We start from the raw sequence: 14,064 nt of genomic DNA, 5'->3' as shown, positions 1-14,064 counted from the left end.
TTATTGTCCGCTTTACCACCCGCCTCTAACAGAGGGACGGCGGACAACGCACATGCCTCATACAGGCCAATAAGTGCAGCCCGCTCCACGCGGAGGTGGTACGATGCGCAACGAGACGATTGCTATTCACGCCGGCTACGAGCCCGAAGCCACCACGCACGCGGTTGCCGTGCCGATCTACCAGACCGCGGCGTACGCCTTCGACAGCGCCGATCATGGCGCGGCCCTCTTCAATCTCGAGGCCGAAGGTTTCCGTTACAGCCGCATCGCCAATCCGACCAGCGCGGTGCTGGAGAAGCGCATCGCCCAGCTCGAAGGTGGCGTCGGCGCGCTCGCGGTCGCGACCGGCCAGGCTGCGTTGCATTTCGCCTTCGTCAACGTCGCCGACCATGGCGGCAACATCGTGTCCGTGCCGCAGCTCTACGGCACCACCCACACGCTGCTCTCGCACATCCTGCCGCGGCAGGGCATCACCGGCCGCTTCGCCGAGAGCGACAAGCTTGATGCAATCGAGAAGCTGATCGACGAGAACACCCGGGCGGTGTTCGCCGAGACCATCGGCAATCCCGCCGGCAATGTCTGCGACATCGAGGCGCTGGCCAGGATCGCGCACGCCCACGGCGTGCCGCTGATCGTCGACAACACCGTCGCTACGCCCATCCTGCTCAAGCCGTTCGACTACGGCGCGGACATCGCCGTGCATTCGCTGACCAAATTCCTGGGCGGTCATGGCACCACGCTCGGCGGCGCCATCGTCGATTCCGGAAATTTCCCCTGGGCCAGGCACGCCGATCGCTTCCCGGCCTACAACAAGCCGGACGCCTCCTATCACGGCCTCGTCTATGCCGAGCGCTTCGGCAAGACCGCCTATATCGAGCGCGCGCGCAGCGTCTATCAGCGCACCATGGGTTCGGTGCTGTCGCCGTTCAACGCCTTCCTGCTGCTCCAGGGCATCGAGACGGTGGCGCTGCGCATGGAGCGCCATTGCGAGAACGCCCGCAAGGTCGCTGAATTCCTGCGCAACGATCCGCGCGTCGCCTGGGTCAACTACACCGGCTTCCCGGATAGCCCCTATTATCCGCTGGTCCAGAAGTATCTCGACGGCAACGCCTCCTCGCTGTTCACCTTCGGCATCAAGGGCGGCATGGAAGCCGGCAAGGATTTCTATGATGCGCTGAAGCTGATCACCCGCCTCGTCAATATCGGCGATGCCAAGTCGCTGGCCTGCCATCCGGCCTCGACCACGCACCGGCAAATGTCGCCGGAGCAGCAGCGCACAGCCGGTGTGCTGCCGGAGACGATCCGCCTCTCGATCGGTATCGAGCATGCCGCTGATATCATCGAGGACGTCGACCAGGCGCTGGAGAAGGCCTGTCCGGCCGCGCGTCTTCAGGCCGCGGAGTAGGCAATCCGGCCGATGAGCGTCTTGATCGACAGGGATCAAGGTATCGCAAGCCCGGCACTGGTGCCGGCCGACGGCGATCTCGCGCGCGATCATGCCGGTGCCGAGCTCAACATCGGGCTGATCAACAACATGCCGGATACGGCGCTGAAGGCGACCGAGCGGCAGTTCATGAAGCTGCTCCAGGCCGCCGCAGGACCACGCCGCATCCGCTTCCATTGCTTCTCGCTGCCGTCGGTGACGCGCTCGCCGGAAGCGAAGTGGCATGTCGAGAGCGAATATTCCGATCTCTCCGATCTCAAGCGCGAGAGGTTCGACGGGCTGATCGTGACCGGTGCCGAGCCGGTCGCGCCCGAGCTCGATCAGGAGCCGTACTGGCGCGATCTCACCGAGCTGGTCGACTGGGCCAGGACCAATACCCGCTCGACGATCTGGTCATGCCTTGCCGCTCATGCGGCGGTGCTGCATCTCGATCGCATCGAACGGCAGCGGCTGCCGGCCAAATGTCATGGCATCTTCGACTGCGCGACTGTGACCGGCGACCCGCTGACGCGTGATGCGCCGACGCCGCTCAAGGTCTCGCATTCCCGTCTCAACGAAGTCACTGAGGGAGATCTCACGCAGGCCGGCTATCAGGTGCTGACCCGGTCGGCGCAGGCCGGCGTCGACGTCTTCGTCCAGCAGTATGACAGCCGATTCGTGTTCTTCCAGGGTCATCCCGAATATGACGCGCTGTCGCTGCAGCGCGAATATTTGCGCGACGTCGGCCGCTTCCTCGCGCGCGAACGGGAGGCCTATCCGGCGTTCCCCGTGAGTTATTTTGACGCAGCGACGGAGGAAAAACTCGCGCGCTTCGAAAAGCGGGCGAGGCACCAGCGGCATCCGGCACTGACCAATGAATTGCCGGCGCTGACTTTGCGCACCGATATTGCGGCCGGCAGCGCCGCGGCCGCGCTTTTCCGCAATTGGCTGCAATATCTCGACACGGACGCGGAAGCTCCGCTGCTGGCGCGTTAACCCAAGGCTGTAGGTCACGCGTTAGGATTACCCAGGCGTTAAGCTTGCCTCAGACCGCGCGCAAATGTTTCAGTAGAGAAATATGAAATCACAGGGAATGCACCCGTGCTGTCGGCTCTCAACGGACGCTTGAGCAATCGGCTGGCCCGGCATTTCCGCGCCGCGCCGCACCGCTTGCCGGCGCACGCGCCGATGGTGAGCTTCACCTTCGATGACGCCCCCGATAGCGCCGCAGGCGAGGGGGCCTCGCTGCTGGAAGCGCATGGCGGGCGCGGTACGTTCTATCTCGCCGGCAGCCTGATCGATCGGCCCTCGGATCATTGGCATGGCCTGTCGAACGATGCGATCGTCCGACTGCATCGCGGCGGCCACGAGATCGGCTGCCACACTTTCTCGCATTCGCGCGCGGTCGATCTCGACGAGAGCGCGATGGCGCGCGAGATCGAACGGAACCGCAGTTATTTTCTCGGCGTCGATTCCTCGATCCGGCTCGAGAATTTCGCCTATCCGTATGGCCTTGCCTCGGTCTGGCGCAAACCGCAGCTCGCCCAGAACTTCCGCTCTGCGCGAGGCATCCTTCCGGGTGTCAACAGCGATGTCATCGATCTCCAGTTCCTGCGCGCTTCGCCGTTGGTCAATTACGAGATCGATATGGCGGGCGTGGACCGTTATTTCGACGAGGCGGTCGCAAGCGGCGGCTGGCTGATCTTCTACGGCCACGATGTCGTCGACGCGCCGAGCCCCTATGGCTGCACCCCGGCCTTGTTGCGCCACGCGCTGAAGGCTGCGGAAAAGCGCAACATGCCGATCGTGACGGTCGCCGAGGCCCTGCGCCGGATCGGGGCGTAGCAGACTCTTCCCTTCTCCCCTTGTGGGAGAAGGTGGCGCGAAGCGCCGGATGAGGGGTATCTCTCCGCGAACTCCAATGCCGAACAGGAACCGGGGCTAGATACCCCTCACCCGTCTCGCCGCTTCGCGGCGAGCCACCCTCTCCCACAAGGGGAGAGGGAAAGAGCCGCGCCCGCTGCGCAAACAGTCTTGCAACGCCCGCGCCGTCATGCGACTGGCGTTATGACGAATCTCGCAAACCCCCGACACGCCACGCTCATGTCCGCCCCTTCCACCGCTCCGCTGCCAGCGCCGGCCGATGGCCGCGATGCGCTGTCGGTGCTGCATTCGGTGTTCGGCCTGCCGGGGTTCCGAGGCGCGCAAGGCGAAATCATCCGGCACGTGACCGACGGCGGCAATTGCCTGGTGCTGATGCCGACCGGCGGCGGCAAGTCGTTGTGCTATCAATTGCCGTCGCTGTTGCGTGAGGGCTGCGGTATCGTTGTCTCGCCGCTGATCGCGCTGATGCGCGACCAGGTCGCAGGTTTGATCGAGGCCGGCGTCAATGCTGCCGCGCTCAACTCGTCGCTGACATCGCAGGAGGCCTCCGACATCGAGCGGCGCCTGATCGCAGGTGATCTCGATCTGCTCTATGTCGCGCCGGAACGCCTGGTGACGCCACGCTGCCTGTCGATGCTGGCGCAGGCCAAGGTGGCGCTGTTCGCGATCGACGAAGCGCATTGCGTCTCGCAATGGGGGCATGACTTCCGGCCCGAATATGTCGGCCTGTCCATCATCGCCGAGCGCTTCCCCGACGTGCCGCGCATCGCGCTGACCGCGACCGCCGACGACCTGACGCGGAAGGAGATCGTCCAGCGACTCCAGCTGACAGACAGCCCGCAATTCGTATCGAGCTTCGACCGGCCCAACATCCGCTACGAGATCGTCGACAAGCGCAATGCGGTGTCGCAGCTGAAGGAGTTCATCCGGGAACGCCATGCCGGAGACGCCGGCGTGGTCTATTGCCTGTCCCGCAACCGCGTCGAGGAGGTTGCTGCCGCACTCGCCGAGGCCGGCATTGCGGCGCTGCCCTATCACGCCGGGCTCGATGGCCAGGTGCGCTCGCGCAATCAAGATCGCTTCCTCAATGAGGACGGCATCGTCATCGTCGCGACCATCGCCTTCGGCATGGGTATCGACAAGCCCGACGTGCGCTTCGTCGCCCATCTCGATCTGCCCAAGAGCATCGAGGCCTATTACCAGGAAACCGGGCGGGCGGGGCGCGACGGCAAGCCGTCGGCGGCGTGGATGGCCTACGGCCTATCCGACATCGTGCAGCAGCGCCGCATGATCGACGAGTCCAGTGGGTCCGATGACTTTAAGCGCGTGTCGATCGGCAAGCTCGATGCGCTGGTCGGGCTCGCCGAGACCGCGCAGTGCCGGCGCCGGCGGCTGCTCGCCTATTTCGGCGAGACCTCGTATGGCGAGACTTGCGGCAATTGCGACAATTGCCTGACCCCGCCGCAAATGCGCGACGGCAAGGTGTTGGCGCAGAAGCTGCTATCCTGCGCCTATCGCACCGGACAACGTTTCGGTGCGATGCATCTGATCGACGTGCTGATCGGACGTCTGACCGAGAAGGTGACGCAGTTCGGCCACGACAAACTGTCGGTGTTCGGCATTGGGCGCGAGCTCAACGAGAAGCAATGGCGCACCGCGCTGCGGCAGCTGGTGGCCATGGGCCATTTGCAGAGCGACAGCGAAGCCTTTGGCGCGCTGAAGCTGACGGAGACCGCGCGCGGCGTGCTGCGCGGGGAGACAGAAGTCTGGCTGCGCGAGGAGGCGCCGGGCACCCGGGTCCGGTCAAGCCGCGCAAAATCCCGCCGCGGCGACCTCGCGCCGGCGGCCAGCGCACCGAAGGGCGACGTCGATCCCGAATTGCGCGCGCGGCTGCGCTCCTGGCGCTCGGATATCGCGCGCGAACGCGGCGTGCCCGCCTATGTCGTGCTGCACGATGCCACCATCGACGGCATCGTTCGGGCCTGGCCGACCACGCTGGACGAGCTGCGCAATGTGCCGGGGATCGGCGACAAGAAGCTCGAGCACTACGGCGACGAGCTGCTGCAGATCGTCAGGACGCGGTAGGAAGTAGCGCAGCGGTTGTCGGCGCGCTCAACTCCCTCCATACGTCATCCCGGACAAGCGCAGCGAAGCGGAGCGCAGATCCGGGATCCATACCGCGTGATCTATCTTGGGGCACGCGCGGAGAGGGTCTCGGGTCTGCGCTTACGCTTGCCCGGGACGACATCGGAGTGGAGGCGCGAGGTGCTGCCTACTTCACCCGTTCCGGAACGCATACCCATAGCCGTTCAGCGCCGGCGCGCCGCCGAGATGGGCGTAGAGTATCTTCGCGCCCTTCTCGAAATGGCCCTTCCGGGTCAGGTCGATCAGGCCCTGCATCGATTTGCCTTCATAGACGGGGTCGGTGATCATCGCCTCTAACCGCGCGGTGAGGCGGATTGCCTCCTTGGTCTCCTCCGACGGCACGCCATAAGCGGGATAGGCGTAGTCCTCGATCAGCACGACGTCGTCTGCCACGATGTCCTTGCCAAGCTCGACGAGCTTTGCCGTGTTCTGCGCGATCTCGAGCACCTGTGCCTTGGTCTGCGCCGGCGTGAACGACCCATCGATGCCGATCACTTTTCGCGCGCGGCCGTCGGCGGCAAAGCCGACCAGCATGCCGGCATGGGTCGAACCGGTCACGGTGCAGACGATGATGTAGTCGAACTTGAAGCCGAGCTCTTTCTCCTGGTTGCGCACTTCCTCGGCGAAGCCGACATAGCCGAGCCCGCCAAATTTATGCACGGAGGCGCCGGCCGGGATCGCGTAGGGCTTGCCGCCCGCGGCTTTCACGTCCTCGATCGCCTGCTCCCAGCTCTTGCGGATGCCGATGTCGAAACCGTCTTCGACCAGGCGCACGTCAGCGCCCATGATGCGCGAGAGCATGATGTTGCCGACGCGGTCATAGACGGCGTCCTCGTGCGGCACCCAGGCTTCCTGCACCAGACGGCACTTCATGCCGATCTTGGCGGCGACCGCCGCGATCATGCGGGTGTGGTTCGACTGCACGCCGCCGATCGAGACCAGCGTGTCGGCGTTCGACGCGATCGCGTCGGGGATGATGTATTCGAGCTTGCGCAGCTTGTTGCCGCCATAGGCGAGACCGGAATTGCAGTCCTCACGCTTGGCGTAGATCTCGACATTGCCGCCGAGGTGCTTCGAGAGCCGTTCCAGCTTCTCGATGGGCGTCGGGCCGAAGGTCAGCGGATAGCGCGCGAATTTGTCCAGTCTCATTAGATCATCCCGATTGGCGTTGGTGTCTGGGATGTGGCTAGCATTGCACAGCAAGAAGGTGCTCTCGAATATTGCGCCCATGTTGCACATAATCTTGCAAATATTATCTTGAGACCTAATATTCCTTCCGTAGTAGCATCAATTTCCGGAAGCTTCTTCCATGTCCGCCCGTCTCGACCGTATCGACCTCAAGATGTTGAGATTGCTGCAGAATAATGGCCGGCTAAGCAACGCCGAGCTGGCCGAAACCGTCGCGATCAGCCCCGCCACCTGCCACCGTCGCACCCAGCGCCTGTTCGAGGACGGCTTTATTGCCGCGGTCCGCGCCATGGTGGCGCCGAAGAAGGTGGCCAAGGGCACGCTGGTGATGGTCGGCGTCGTGCTCGACCGCTCGACCCCGGAGAGCTTTGCGACCTTCGAGCAGGTGATCACGAGGCTGAAATTCGTGCTCGACTGCCACCTCGTCGCCGGCGACTTCGACTACTTCCTGAAAATCCGTGTCGGCGACATGGAGGACTTCAACCGCATCCATGGCGAGCAGCTCATCGCGCTGCCCGGCGTTCGCCAGACCCGCACTTTCTTCGTGATGAAGGAGGTCGTCGACAACGCGCCACTGGAGTTTTGAGCCAGAGCGTTTTCCAGCGAAGTGGAAACCGGTTCGCGGCATGAAAACGCGTCAAACAATAATGCAGAGCTATTGATGCGCGATACGCATCGTGAGAGATTCGTCCGATGCAGCCGCTTCCCTTTCGCCCGCATGAACCTGTCGCCCCGGCCTACCGGCGCGGCTGGGTCGACGAGGCCGTAGCTGCGATCGAAGCCGACCAGTGCCGCACGGCCGACACCCACCTGATCCGGCTGATCGTGCCGGCGCTGGCGGGCATCGACCTCTATCTGAAAGACGAGTCCACGCATCCGACCGGCAGCCTGAAGCACCGGCTGGCGCGCTCGCTGTTCCTCTATGCCCTCTGCAACGGCCATATCCACGAAGGTACGCCCGTTGTGGAGGCGTCATCGGGCTCGACCGCGGTGTCGGAGGCGTATTTCGCGCAGATGATCGGCGTGCCCTTTTACGCCGTGATGCCGCGCACGACCTCGGCGGAAAAGATCGCCGCGATCGAGCATTATGGCGGCAATTGCCATCTGATCGACGACGGCCGCGCGCTCTATGCGGAAGCTGCCGCGCTCGCGACCCGGCTGAGCGGCCATTACATGGACCAGTTCACCTTCGCCGAGCGCGCCACCGACTGGCGCGGCAACAACAACATCGCCGAATCGATCTTCACCCAGCTGAAGGGCGAGCCGCACCCGCTGCCGGACTGGATCGTGATGGGGGCGGGCACCGGCGGCACCTCGGCCACGATCGGCCGCTATTTGCGCTATCGCCAATATCCGACGCGGCTGTGCGTCGCCGATGTCGAGCATTCCGCGTTCTTCGACTGCTTCCGCTCGCAGGACCGCTCCCATCTCTGCGAACGTCCCTCGCTGATCGAAGGCGTCGGCCGTCCCCGGTGCGAGCCGTCGTTCGTGCCGGGCGTGGTCGACCGCATGATGAAGATTCCGGATGCGGTCACGATTGCCGCGATGAACGTTTTGTCGCGCCGGCTGCGGCGTGCGCTCGGCGGCTCTACCGGCACCAATTTCCTGGCGCTGTGCCGGCTCGCCTCGGAGATGCGCAAGGCAGGCCAGACGGGATCGCTGGTGACGCTGATCTGCGATTCCGGCGAGCGTTACCGGCAGACCTATTATGAGCCCGCCTGGCTCGCCGCGCGCGGTCTCGATCCGGCGCCGTTCGAGGCGGCCTTGTCGTCGTTCCTCGACACCGGGCAGCCGCTGGCGCTCGCGGTCGACGATATCGTCAATCCGCAGAGCCCATGACGCCCCGAAGGCTTCAGATCGGCGCCTCTCTGTCGTTTGCGAAATCGCACGGTCGTCACGGCAACTTCACTTGCCTTGCGCGCGCATGCGGGCGAGCTTTCCATCTTCTCAACGTGGAGATCCTGCCGTGCGCCTTCCCATTCTCGATCCGAAAGAGCTGAGCGACGAACAGAAGCCGCTTTATGCCGACATGCAAGCGGGCATCAAGGACCATTTCAAGGGCTTTGTGAACATGCGCGACGACGGCGCGCTGCTCGGCCCCTGGAATCCCTGGGTCCGCGAGCCGCGCTTCGGCAAGCCGGTGTGGGAGCTGGTCAAGGCGATCGCGTCGAACCCGCTGCTGCCGGCGCCGGTGCGCGAGGTCGCGATCCTCGTCACCGGTTCGCATTTCCGCTCCGGCTACGAGCTCTATGCCCATGTGCTGGTCGCCGAGCAGCGCGGCCTCTCCGACGAGAAGCTTGCGACCATCGTCGCGGGACAGCGGCCGGTCGATCTGACCAAGCAGGAAGCGGTTGCCTACGACATGGCGTCTGCGCTGGTCAGCGGCGGCGTGTTGCCCGAGCTGACCTATCGGGCTGCGGTGAAGGAATTCGGCGAGCACGGCGCGGCCGAGCTGTCCTATCTCGTCGGGGTCTATTGCATGGTCTCGGTCACGCTGAATACGTTCGACGTGCCGGTGCCGGAGTAGCCGGTACCCTAGTGGCGCACGGCATAAAGCGGCGTGCGCAGCGTCATCTGGTAGGACGGCTTCGGCATCCACGCGATCTGTGCGGTGATGCCGAACAGGCGGTTGTCATTGTCATCCATGCGGTCGAGGTCGAGGCGCAAGATCGGCTGGGTGAACGGCTCCGCAAGCGTCCGGCCTGCGAGCTGCGCACCGCCGAACGACTGCACACCGAGGCGCCCGGTGAATTTCCAGTTGCTCGGCCATTGGTAATAGCCGCCGGCGTAGAGGATTGTGTTCGGCCTGATCCGGGCAACAAGGCTGGCAATGTCGGTGTGGGTGTATTGCACGCCGGCGAGCCAGCCGCGCGTCTCGTCCTTGTCGAGCGCGTAGTCGAATTCCAGGATGTTGTTGAACGAATTCGTCATGCCCTGCTCGTTCGGCACCGATTGGGTCAGCGTGGATTGCAACGTGATCGTCGGGATCCTGCCGCCGTTCTGCTGGTAGAGGTCGGCCTGCACGCCGATGTTCCAACTGGTGATGTCGAATGTCGACCAGCCGCCGCCGATATCCGTCGTCGAACCTGATACACCGCCATAGAGCGATACGCGATCGCTGACGTCCACGGTCAGCGGCAGGTCGACGGTGATCGATTTCGCGGCCGGCAAGCCGTTCGGCAGCGTCGCGCCGCGTTGTGCCGCCAGCGCTTCGAACGCGGCCGAGAGCGAGGTGTTGCCGAAGCCGAGCCCGAGCGTGCCCGCAGGAATCGTTGCATAGGTCGTGCGAAGGTCGAGGTAGATGTTCGGGACGACAGACCTTGCCGCCGTGTCCTCGTCCCCATCGGCGGCATAGACAGCGCCCGCCGGGATCGTCAGACACAGCAGTCCTGTTGCGACCGCGCGCAAGACCAAGTCGGACGTTGGGCTGCGGTGGGACACGTGACAATCCGACGCGTGGCGATCTGGTGACGGAACCGCCCGCTAGATGGAACGTGATCGTTCGTGTGGTCAAGGTCTATCTGCGGACCATGGACGATGCGCATGCGCGCGGTTACCCTGCCGTGATCGCGCTGACACACTCGCCCGCCACAGTGCAGGCCGGACAATGGAGGACGACAGCCATGAACACGTCACGCCGCATCCTGCTCGCTGGAATGGCGGGGCTCGCCGCGGCTCCGACCGCCGTGGCCGCCGCGCGGGCACCCGCCATTGGCGATGCGACGGTGGCCGAAGAACGCTTTGCCCGCACGATCGCCGCAGCACATGCGCCTGATATCGCCTGCGCGCACCAGGCCGAGCGTTACGCCGACGCGCATTGGCGCGAGTATCTTGTGGCGGCGCGCGCTGTGCTCGACGCACGGGCGTAGTCGCGCCTCATTTCTCCACCGCGCGCCTGACCTGCTCGCCGATCTGCGACAGCACGAGCTGCGCCTGCGGCAGGATCGCACCCATGGCGTGGAAATTGTGGACCATGCCGTCATGGCAGACGTGCTCGACCGCGACGCCCGCGGCGAGCAGCTTGCGCGCGTAGGCATTGCCCTCGTCGCGCATCGGGTCGAACTCGGCGGTGTGGATGATTGCGGTCGGCAGGCCCGAGAGACGCGTCGCACGCAGTGGGGAGATGCGGGGATCGGCGGCATCCAGGCCCTCGGGCAGGTAATCTGACAGATCGGCCTCGATGGTGGTGCGGTCGATCAGATGTCCCTCGGCGAAGGCTTCGCGCGAGGGCGAGGTCTCCTCGAAATCCAGCACCGGGCAGATCAGGCATTGTGCGACAATGGAGAGGCCGGCGCTCTGCGCCTCTTCCTGGCATACGATCGCAGCGAGCGTCGCACCGGCGGAATCGCCGCCGACCACCAGCCGCTCGGCGTCGATGCCGAGAGATGAAGCTTTGCGCGCGACCCATTCGGTGGAGGCGATCGCGTCATCGACAGCAGCAGGAAATTTGTGCTCGGGCGCGAGGCGGTAGTCGACCGAAACGAGTCGACAGCCGGTCGCATGCGCCAGTGCCGCCGCGATACGGTCATGCGTCGCAATGCTGCCGGCGACGAGCCCGCCGCCATGAAAGAACACGAAGCCCGGCGCGCGCTCGCCGGCAGACGCCGGCGAATAGAGCCGATAGGGCAGCTCGCCGCCAGGGCCGGGCAACTTGCCGTCCGAGGCCGTCACATCCGGCGCCTCGGTGCGCGCGAGCTGCATCAGCTTCGCCAGCGATTGTCGCCGCGCCTCGACGCTCGGCCGGCTCCGCGCCTGCGGCGTAGCCGCAGCCATCATGGTCAACAAGCGCTTTGCGAGCGGATCGAGCGGCATGGCAAACTCCGTGAAGTGCCTGACACTATAACCTCCCGGTATGCGAGAGTTGGTGCTTCCCGGCAGCAAATCGTTTAGAAATTGGGACAATAGTGCCCGGATATTTTTCGAGGGGAGGCCGGTCATGGCCGAGATCAGGAAGCCGATCGAATATTCGCCGAGTTGGACCTTCTTCGAGGGCAAATGGCATGACGGCAACGTGCCGATCATGGGGCCGCGCACGCATGCGGCCTGGCTCGGCTCGGTCGTGTTCGACGGTGCGCGCGCATTCGAGGGCGTGGCGCCGGATCTCGACCGTCACGTCGTCCGCGCCAATCAATCCGCGATCAATTTTGGCCTGAAGCCGGTGGTCGATGCCGGCACCTGGCTTACGCTCGCAAATGAAGGCATCGCGCGCTTTGCGCCGAACGCCGAGCTCTACGTTCGTCCGATGTACTGGGCGCAGAACGGCGCAGGCGGCGGCGTGCTGTTCGATCCTGAAACCACCAATTGGTGTCTGTGCATCTACGAGGCGCCGATGCCGAAGCCGGTCGGCAGCGCGATCACGCTTTCGCCGTTCCGCAGGCCCACCGCCGAATGCGCGCCGGTCGAAGCCAAGGCCGCCTGTCTCTACCCGAACAATTCGCGGGCGCTGGCGGAAGCAGCCTCGCGCGGCTTCCAGAACGCTCTGATGCTCGACATGCTCGGCAATGTCGCGGAGTTCGGCAATTCCAACGTGTTCATGGCGAAAGACGGCGTGGTCTTCACGCCGGTGCCGAACGGCACCTTCCTCAACGGCATCACGCGCCAGCGCGTGATCGGCCTGCTCCGCGGTGACGGCGTCACCGTGGTCGAGAAGACGCTGCGCTATGCGGATTTCCTTGCCGCCGACGAGATCTTCTCCACCGGCAATTTCGCAAAGGTCGCGCCGGTGATTCGCATCGACGCGCGCGAGCTGAAGCCGGGCCCGCTCTACACCAGGGCGCGCAAGCTCTATTGGGATTTTGCGCATGCGGTGAAGCTGGCGGCCTGACGGGAGCTAGCCCCGCCGCCGAAACCGGCTGAACTGAAACGCCTGCGTCGAATGCCACGGCGTGTGGTGCGTCTCGTTGCGCGTCTCCACCAGCTCGAACTCCGGCCCGAGCTCCGCCGAAAGGCTCGTGCTGTCATGCCGCTGGACCGGCAGGCCGCTGCATTTCTCCGGGCCGTCGGGCGCGAATGTCGCGATGATCACGTGCCCGCCCGGCGCAACCGCCGACCGCAAGCGCTCGACGTAAGCGGCCCGGTCGTGCGGATCGGTCAGGAAGTGAAACGCGGCGCGATCGTGCCAGACGTCCCAGGTCTTCGCCGGTTGCCATGCGGTGACGTCGGCGACGATCCAGTCGACCGTTGAGGCGGCCGCGCCGATTCGCTTCTTCGCTATGTCGAGCGCGTTGGCGGAAAGGTCCAGCACGGCGAGATTGCGCTGTCCGTCCTGAAGCAGTGCATCGACCAATCGCGATGCGCCGCCGCCGATATCGATGATGGCGGCGTCATGATTCGGGCTGGCCGCACGAATCATCTCGAGCGAGATCGCCGGGTTGTCCTGAAACCAGCTGACCTCGGCCTCGCCCTTGGTGGCGTAGACATTCTGCCAGTGCGTGGTTCGGTCAGACATGGTGGGCTCCGGCCTTGGCCGGTATCGCGGCGACGTGGCTATGCCGCAATCAATCGGTCGTTTGCGCGCCCGCCGCATGCGGACGCGCCGGTGCGGACGAGAGACCTACTCGTCCTTCTTCGACATCTTTTCGAGGCGTTCCTGCATGTCCTTCATCTGCTGGCGCAGATCGTCGATGTTGGTGTCCTTGGCCGGCTCGGCGCTGGCGTCCGGTTCTGGCTCCGCCGTGCCCGCGGGACGGCCTGCGGTGGGGACAAACGGCTTGAACATCGAGAAGGTCTGCTGGAACAGCTCCATGTTGCGGCGGACCTGTTCCTCCAAGGGCGCAAACGGAGTTCCGGACAGCGAGTTGGCGATCTGCTTGCGGAACTTCTCCTGCTCCTGGGTCAGCGTCGCGATCGACTGCTCCAGATATTTCGGCACCACCATCTGCATGCTGTCGCCGTAGAAGCGAATCAGCTGGCGCAGGAAGGTGGTCGGCAGCAGGTTCTGGCCCGCCTTGTTCTCCTGCTCGAAGATGATCTGGGCGAGCACGGAGCGCGTGATGTCGTCGCCGGTCTTGGCGTCGTAGACCAGGAAATCTTCGCCATCCTTGACCATGGCGGCGAGGTCTTCCAGCGTCACGTAAGTGCTCGTTCCGGTGTTATAGAGCCGGCGGTTCGCGTATTTCTTGATGGTCGTGGGTTGGTCTGATTTCGCCATGGGCTCTCACTTCAAAGACGCTGAGAACGGGAACCTGCAGGGCCAATGCCGCAGGGCGGGAAGAGTACGCAACGCAACAAAATAAGCATTTTCAAAGGGGGCACGCTACCGTTTTGTGCGGCACGGTTAATCGCACAGCAAAAACGTGCTTGCGAAATCGCCAAGAACGCTATTTTGAATGCGCTGCGGCATGAATTCGGTCGCCAGCCGATTGACATGCCGCAACGACGTTAACAGGATGCCGTTCGAGACTGGCGAGCCATTTCCCAGCCCC

At 64.4% G+C, this 14,064-nt stretch carries 14 protein-coding genes; 9 read left to right on the top strand and 5 right to left on the bottom strand.

What is annotated here, in order from left to right; all coding sequences use genetic code 11:
• The first annotated feature begins 103 nt into the window (after window positions 1-103).
• The 4 genes from ABID58_RS28865 (at window position 104) to recQ (ending at window position 5,392) form a co-directional block, all read left to right on the top strand.
• A complete protein-coding gene (locus tag ABID58_RS28865) occupies window positions 104-1,405 on the top strand; it encodes an O-acetylhomoserine aminocarboxypropyltransferase/cysteine synthase family protein (RefSeq protein WP_354036224.1) in 1,302 nt (433 codons plus the stop codon).
• A 12-nt stretch (window positions 1,406-1,417) separates the two neighbouring features.
• Window positions 1,418-2,419, top strand: coding sequence for a homoserine O-succinyltransferase MetA (gene metA, locus ABID58_RS28860; protein ID WP_354036223.1), 1,002 nt, complete (start codon window positions 1,418-1,420; stop codon window positions 2,417-2,419).
• Window positions 2,420-2,524: 105 nt separating this feature from the next.
• A complete protein-coding gene (locus tag ABID58_RS28855; RefSeq protein ID WP_354036222.1) occupies window positions 2,525-3,268 on the top strand; it encodes a polysaccharide deacetylase family protein in 744 nt (247 codons plus the stop codon).
• 258 nt (window positions 3,269-3,526) lie between these two features.
• Window positions 3,527-5,392, top strand: a complete 1,866-nt coding sequence (recQ, locus tag ABID58_RS28850; RefSeq protein WP_354036220.1) for a DNA helicase RecQ — start codon at window positions 3,527-3,529, stop codon at window positions 5,390-5,392.
• 192 nt (window positions 5,393-5,584) lie between these two features.
• Here the strand turns inward: recQ and ABID58_RS28845 are convergent, their stop codons facing one another.
• Window positions 5,585-6,601 carry a 1-aminocyclopropane-1-carboxylate deaminase gene (locus ABID58_RS28845; protein ID WP_354036218.1) on the bottom strand — a complete coding sequence of 339 codons (1,017 nt, stop codon included), beginning with the start codon at window positions 6,599-6,601 and terminating at the stop codon, window positions 5,585-5,587.
• A gap of 160 nt (window positions 6,602-6,761) precedes the next feature.
• Here ABID58_RS28845 and ABID58_RS28840 point away from each other — a divergent pair, with 160 nt between their 5' ends.
• From ABID58_RS28840 to ABID58_RS28830, 3 genes are all read left to right on the top strand, one after another.
• A complete protein-coding gene (locus tag ABID58_RS28840; RefSeq protein ID WP_354036217.1) occupies window positions 6,762-7,226 on the top strand; it encodes an Lrp/AsnC family transcriptional regulator in 465 nt (154 codons plus the stop codon).
• Window positions 7,227-7,333: 107 nt separating this feature from the next.
• Complete coding sequence (locus ABID58_RS28835) at window positions 7,334-8,479, top strand: PLP-dependent cysteine synthase family protein (protein ID WP_354036215.1); 1,146 nt, start codon at window positions 7,334-7,336, stop codon at window positions 8,477-8,479.
• 127 nt (window positions 8,480-8,606) lie between these two features.
• Entirely contained in the window at window positions 8,607-9,167 is a 561-nt protein-coding gene (locus ABID58_RS28830) for a carboxymuconolactone decarboxylase family protein (RefSeq protein ID WP_187435405.1), read from the top strand.
• 8 nt (window positions 9,168-9,175) lie between these two features.
• On the opposite strand, the gene ABID58_RS28825 is transcribed toward ABID58_RS28830, so the two are convergent.
• Window positions 9,176-10,048, bottom strand: coding sequence for a hypothetical protein (locus ABID58_RS28825; RefSeq protein WP_354036295.1), 873 nt, complete (start codon window positions 10,046-10,048; stop codon window positions 9,176-9,178).
• A 215-nt stretch (window positions 10,049-10,263) separates the two neighbouring features.
• On the opposite strand from ABID58_RS28825, the gene ABID58_RS28820 reads away from it, so the two are divergent.
• A complete protein-coding gene (locus ABID58_RS28820) occupies window positions 10,264-10,509 on the top strand; it encodes a hypothetical protein (RefSeq protein ID WP_354036293.1) in 246 nt (81 codons plus the stop codon).
• A 7-nt stretch (window positions 10,510-10,516) separates the two neighbouring features.
• Here ABID58_RS28820 and ABID58_RS28815 read toward each other — a convergent pair whose 3' ends face one another.
• On the bottom strand, window positions 10,517-11,452 hold the full coding sequence (locus ABID58_RS28815; RefSeq protein ID WP_148756470.1) for an alpha/beta hydrolase: 936 nt from the start codon (window positions 11,450-11,452) through the stop codon (window positions 10,517-10,519).
• A 124-nt stretch (window positions 11,453-11,576) separates the two neighbouring features.
• Between ABID58_RS28815 and ABID58_RS28810 the strand changes: the two genes are divergently transcribed.
• Window positions 11,577-12,464 carry a branched-chain amino acid aminotransferase gene (locus tag ABID58_RS28810; RefSeq protein WP_354036214.1) on the top strand — a complete coding sequence of 296 codons (888 nt, stop codon included), beginning with the start codon at window positions 11,577-11,579 and terminating at the stop codon, window positions 12,462-12,464.
• Window positions 12,465-12,470: 6 nt separating this feature from the next.
• Here the strand turns inward: ABID58_RS28810 and ABID58_RS28805 are convergent, their stop codons facing one another.
• On the bottom strand, window positions 12,471-13,088 hold the full coding sequence (locus tag ABID58_RS28805) for a class I SAM-dependent methyltransferase (protein WP_354036212.1): 618 nt from the start codon (window positions 13,086-13,088) through the stop codon (window positions 12,471-12,473).
• Window positions 13,089-13,193: 105 nt separating this feature from the next.
• Window positions 13,194-13,790 carry a polyhydroxyalkanoate synthesis repressor PhaR gene (phaR, locus tag ABID58_RS28800; RefSeq protein WP_148756467.1) on the bottom strand — a complete coding sequence of 199 codons (597 nt, stop codon included), beginning with the start codon at window positions 13,788-13,790 and terminating at the stop codon, window positions 13,194-13,196.
• Between the last annotated feature and the right edge of the window lie 274 nt (window positions 13,791-14,064).

This window comes from Bradyrhizobium sp. S3.2.6, assembly GCF_040546885.1.
Taxonomy (GTDB): Bacteria; Pseudomonadota; Alphaproteobacteria; order Rhizobiales; family Xanthobacteraceae; genus Bradyrhizobium; species Bradyrhizobium cytisi.
Note: the sequence above shows the minus strand (reverse complement) of the source record. Positions and strands in the feature narration are given on the sequence as shown.

Excerpts from the sequence above, each read along its gene's own strand:
- ABID58_RS28865 (WP_354036224.1), top strand. The coding sequence starts at position 104 with ATGCGCAACGAGACGATTGCTATTCACGCCGGCTACGAGCCCGAAGCC.
- metA (WP_354036223.1), top strand. The coding sequence starts at position 1,418 with ATGAGCGTCTTGATCGACAGGGATCAAGGTATCGCAAGCCCGGCACTG.
- recQ (WP_354036220.1), top strand. The coding sequence starts at position 3,527 with ATGTCCGCCCCTTCCACCGCTCCGCTGCCAGCGCCGGCCGATGGCCGC.
- ABID58_RS28845 (WP_354036218.1), bottom strand. The coding sequence starts at position 6,601 with ATGAGACTGGACAAATTCGCGCGCTATCCGCTGACCTTCGGCCCGACG.
- ABID58_RS28840 (WP_354036217.1), top strand. The coding sequence starts at position 6,762 with ATGTCCGCCCGTCTCGACCGTATCGACCTCAAGATGTTGAGATTGCTG.
- ABID58_RS28835 (WP_354036215.1), top strand. The coding sequence starts at position 7,334 with ATGCAGCCGCTTCCCTTTCGCCCGCATGAACCTGTCGCCCCGGCCTAC.
- ABID58_RS28820 (WP_354036293.1), top strand. The coding sequence starts at position 10,264 with ATGAACACGTCACGCCGCATCCTGCTCGCTGGAATGGCGGGGCTCGCC.
- ABID58_RS28815 (WP_148756470.1), bottom strand. The coding sequence starts at position 11,452 with ATGCCGCTCGATCCGCTCGCAAAGCGCTTGTTGACCATGATGGCTGCG.
- ABID58_RS28810 (WP_354036214.1), top strand. The coding sequence starts at position 11,577 with ATGGCCGAGATCAGGAAGCCGATCGAATATTCGCCGAGTTGGACCTTC.
- ABID58_RS28805 (WP_354036212.1), bottom strand. The coding sequence starts at position 13,088 with ATGTCTGACCGAACCACGCACTGGCAGAATGTCTACGCCACCAAGGGC.
- phaR (WP_148756467.1), bottom strand. The coding sequence starts at position 13,790 with ATGGCGAAATCAGACCAACCCACGACCATCAAGAAATACGCGAACCGC.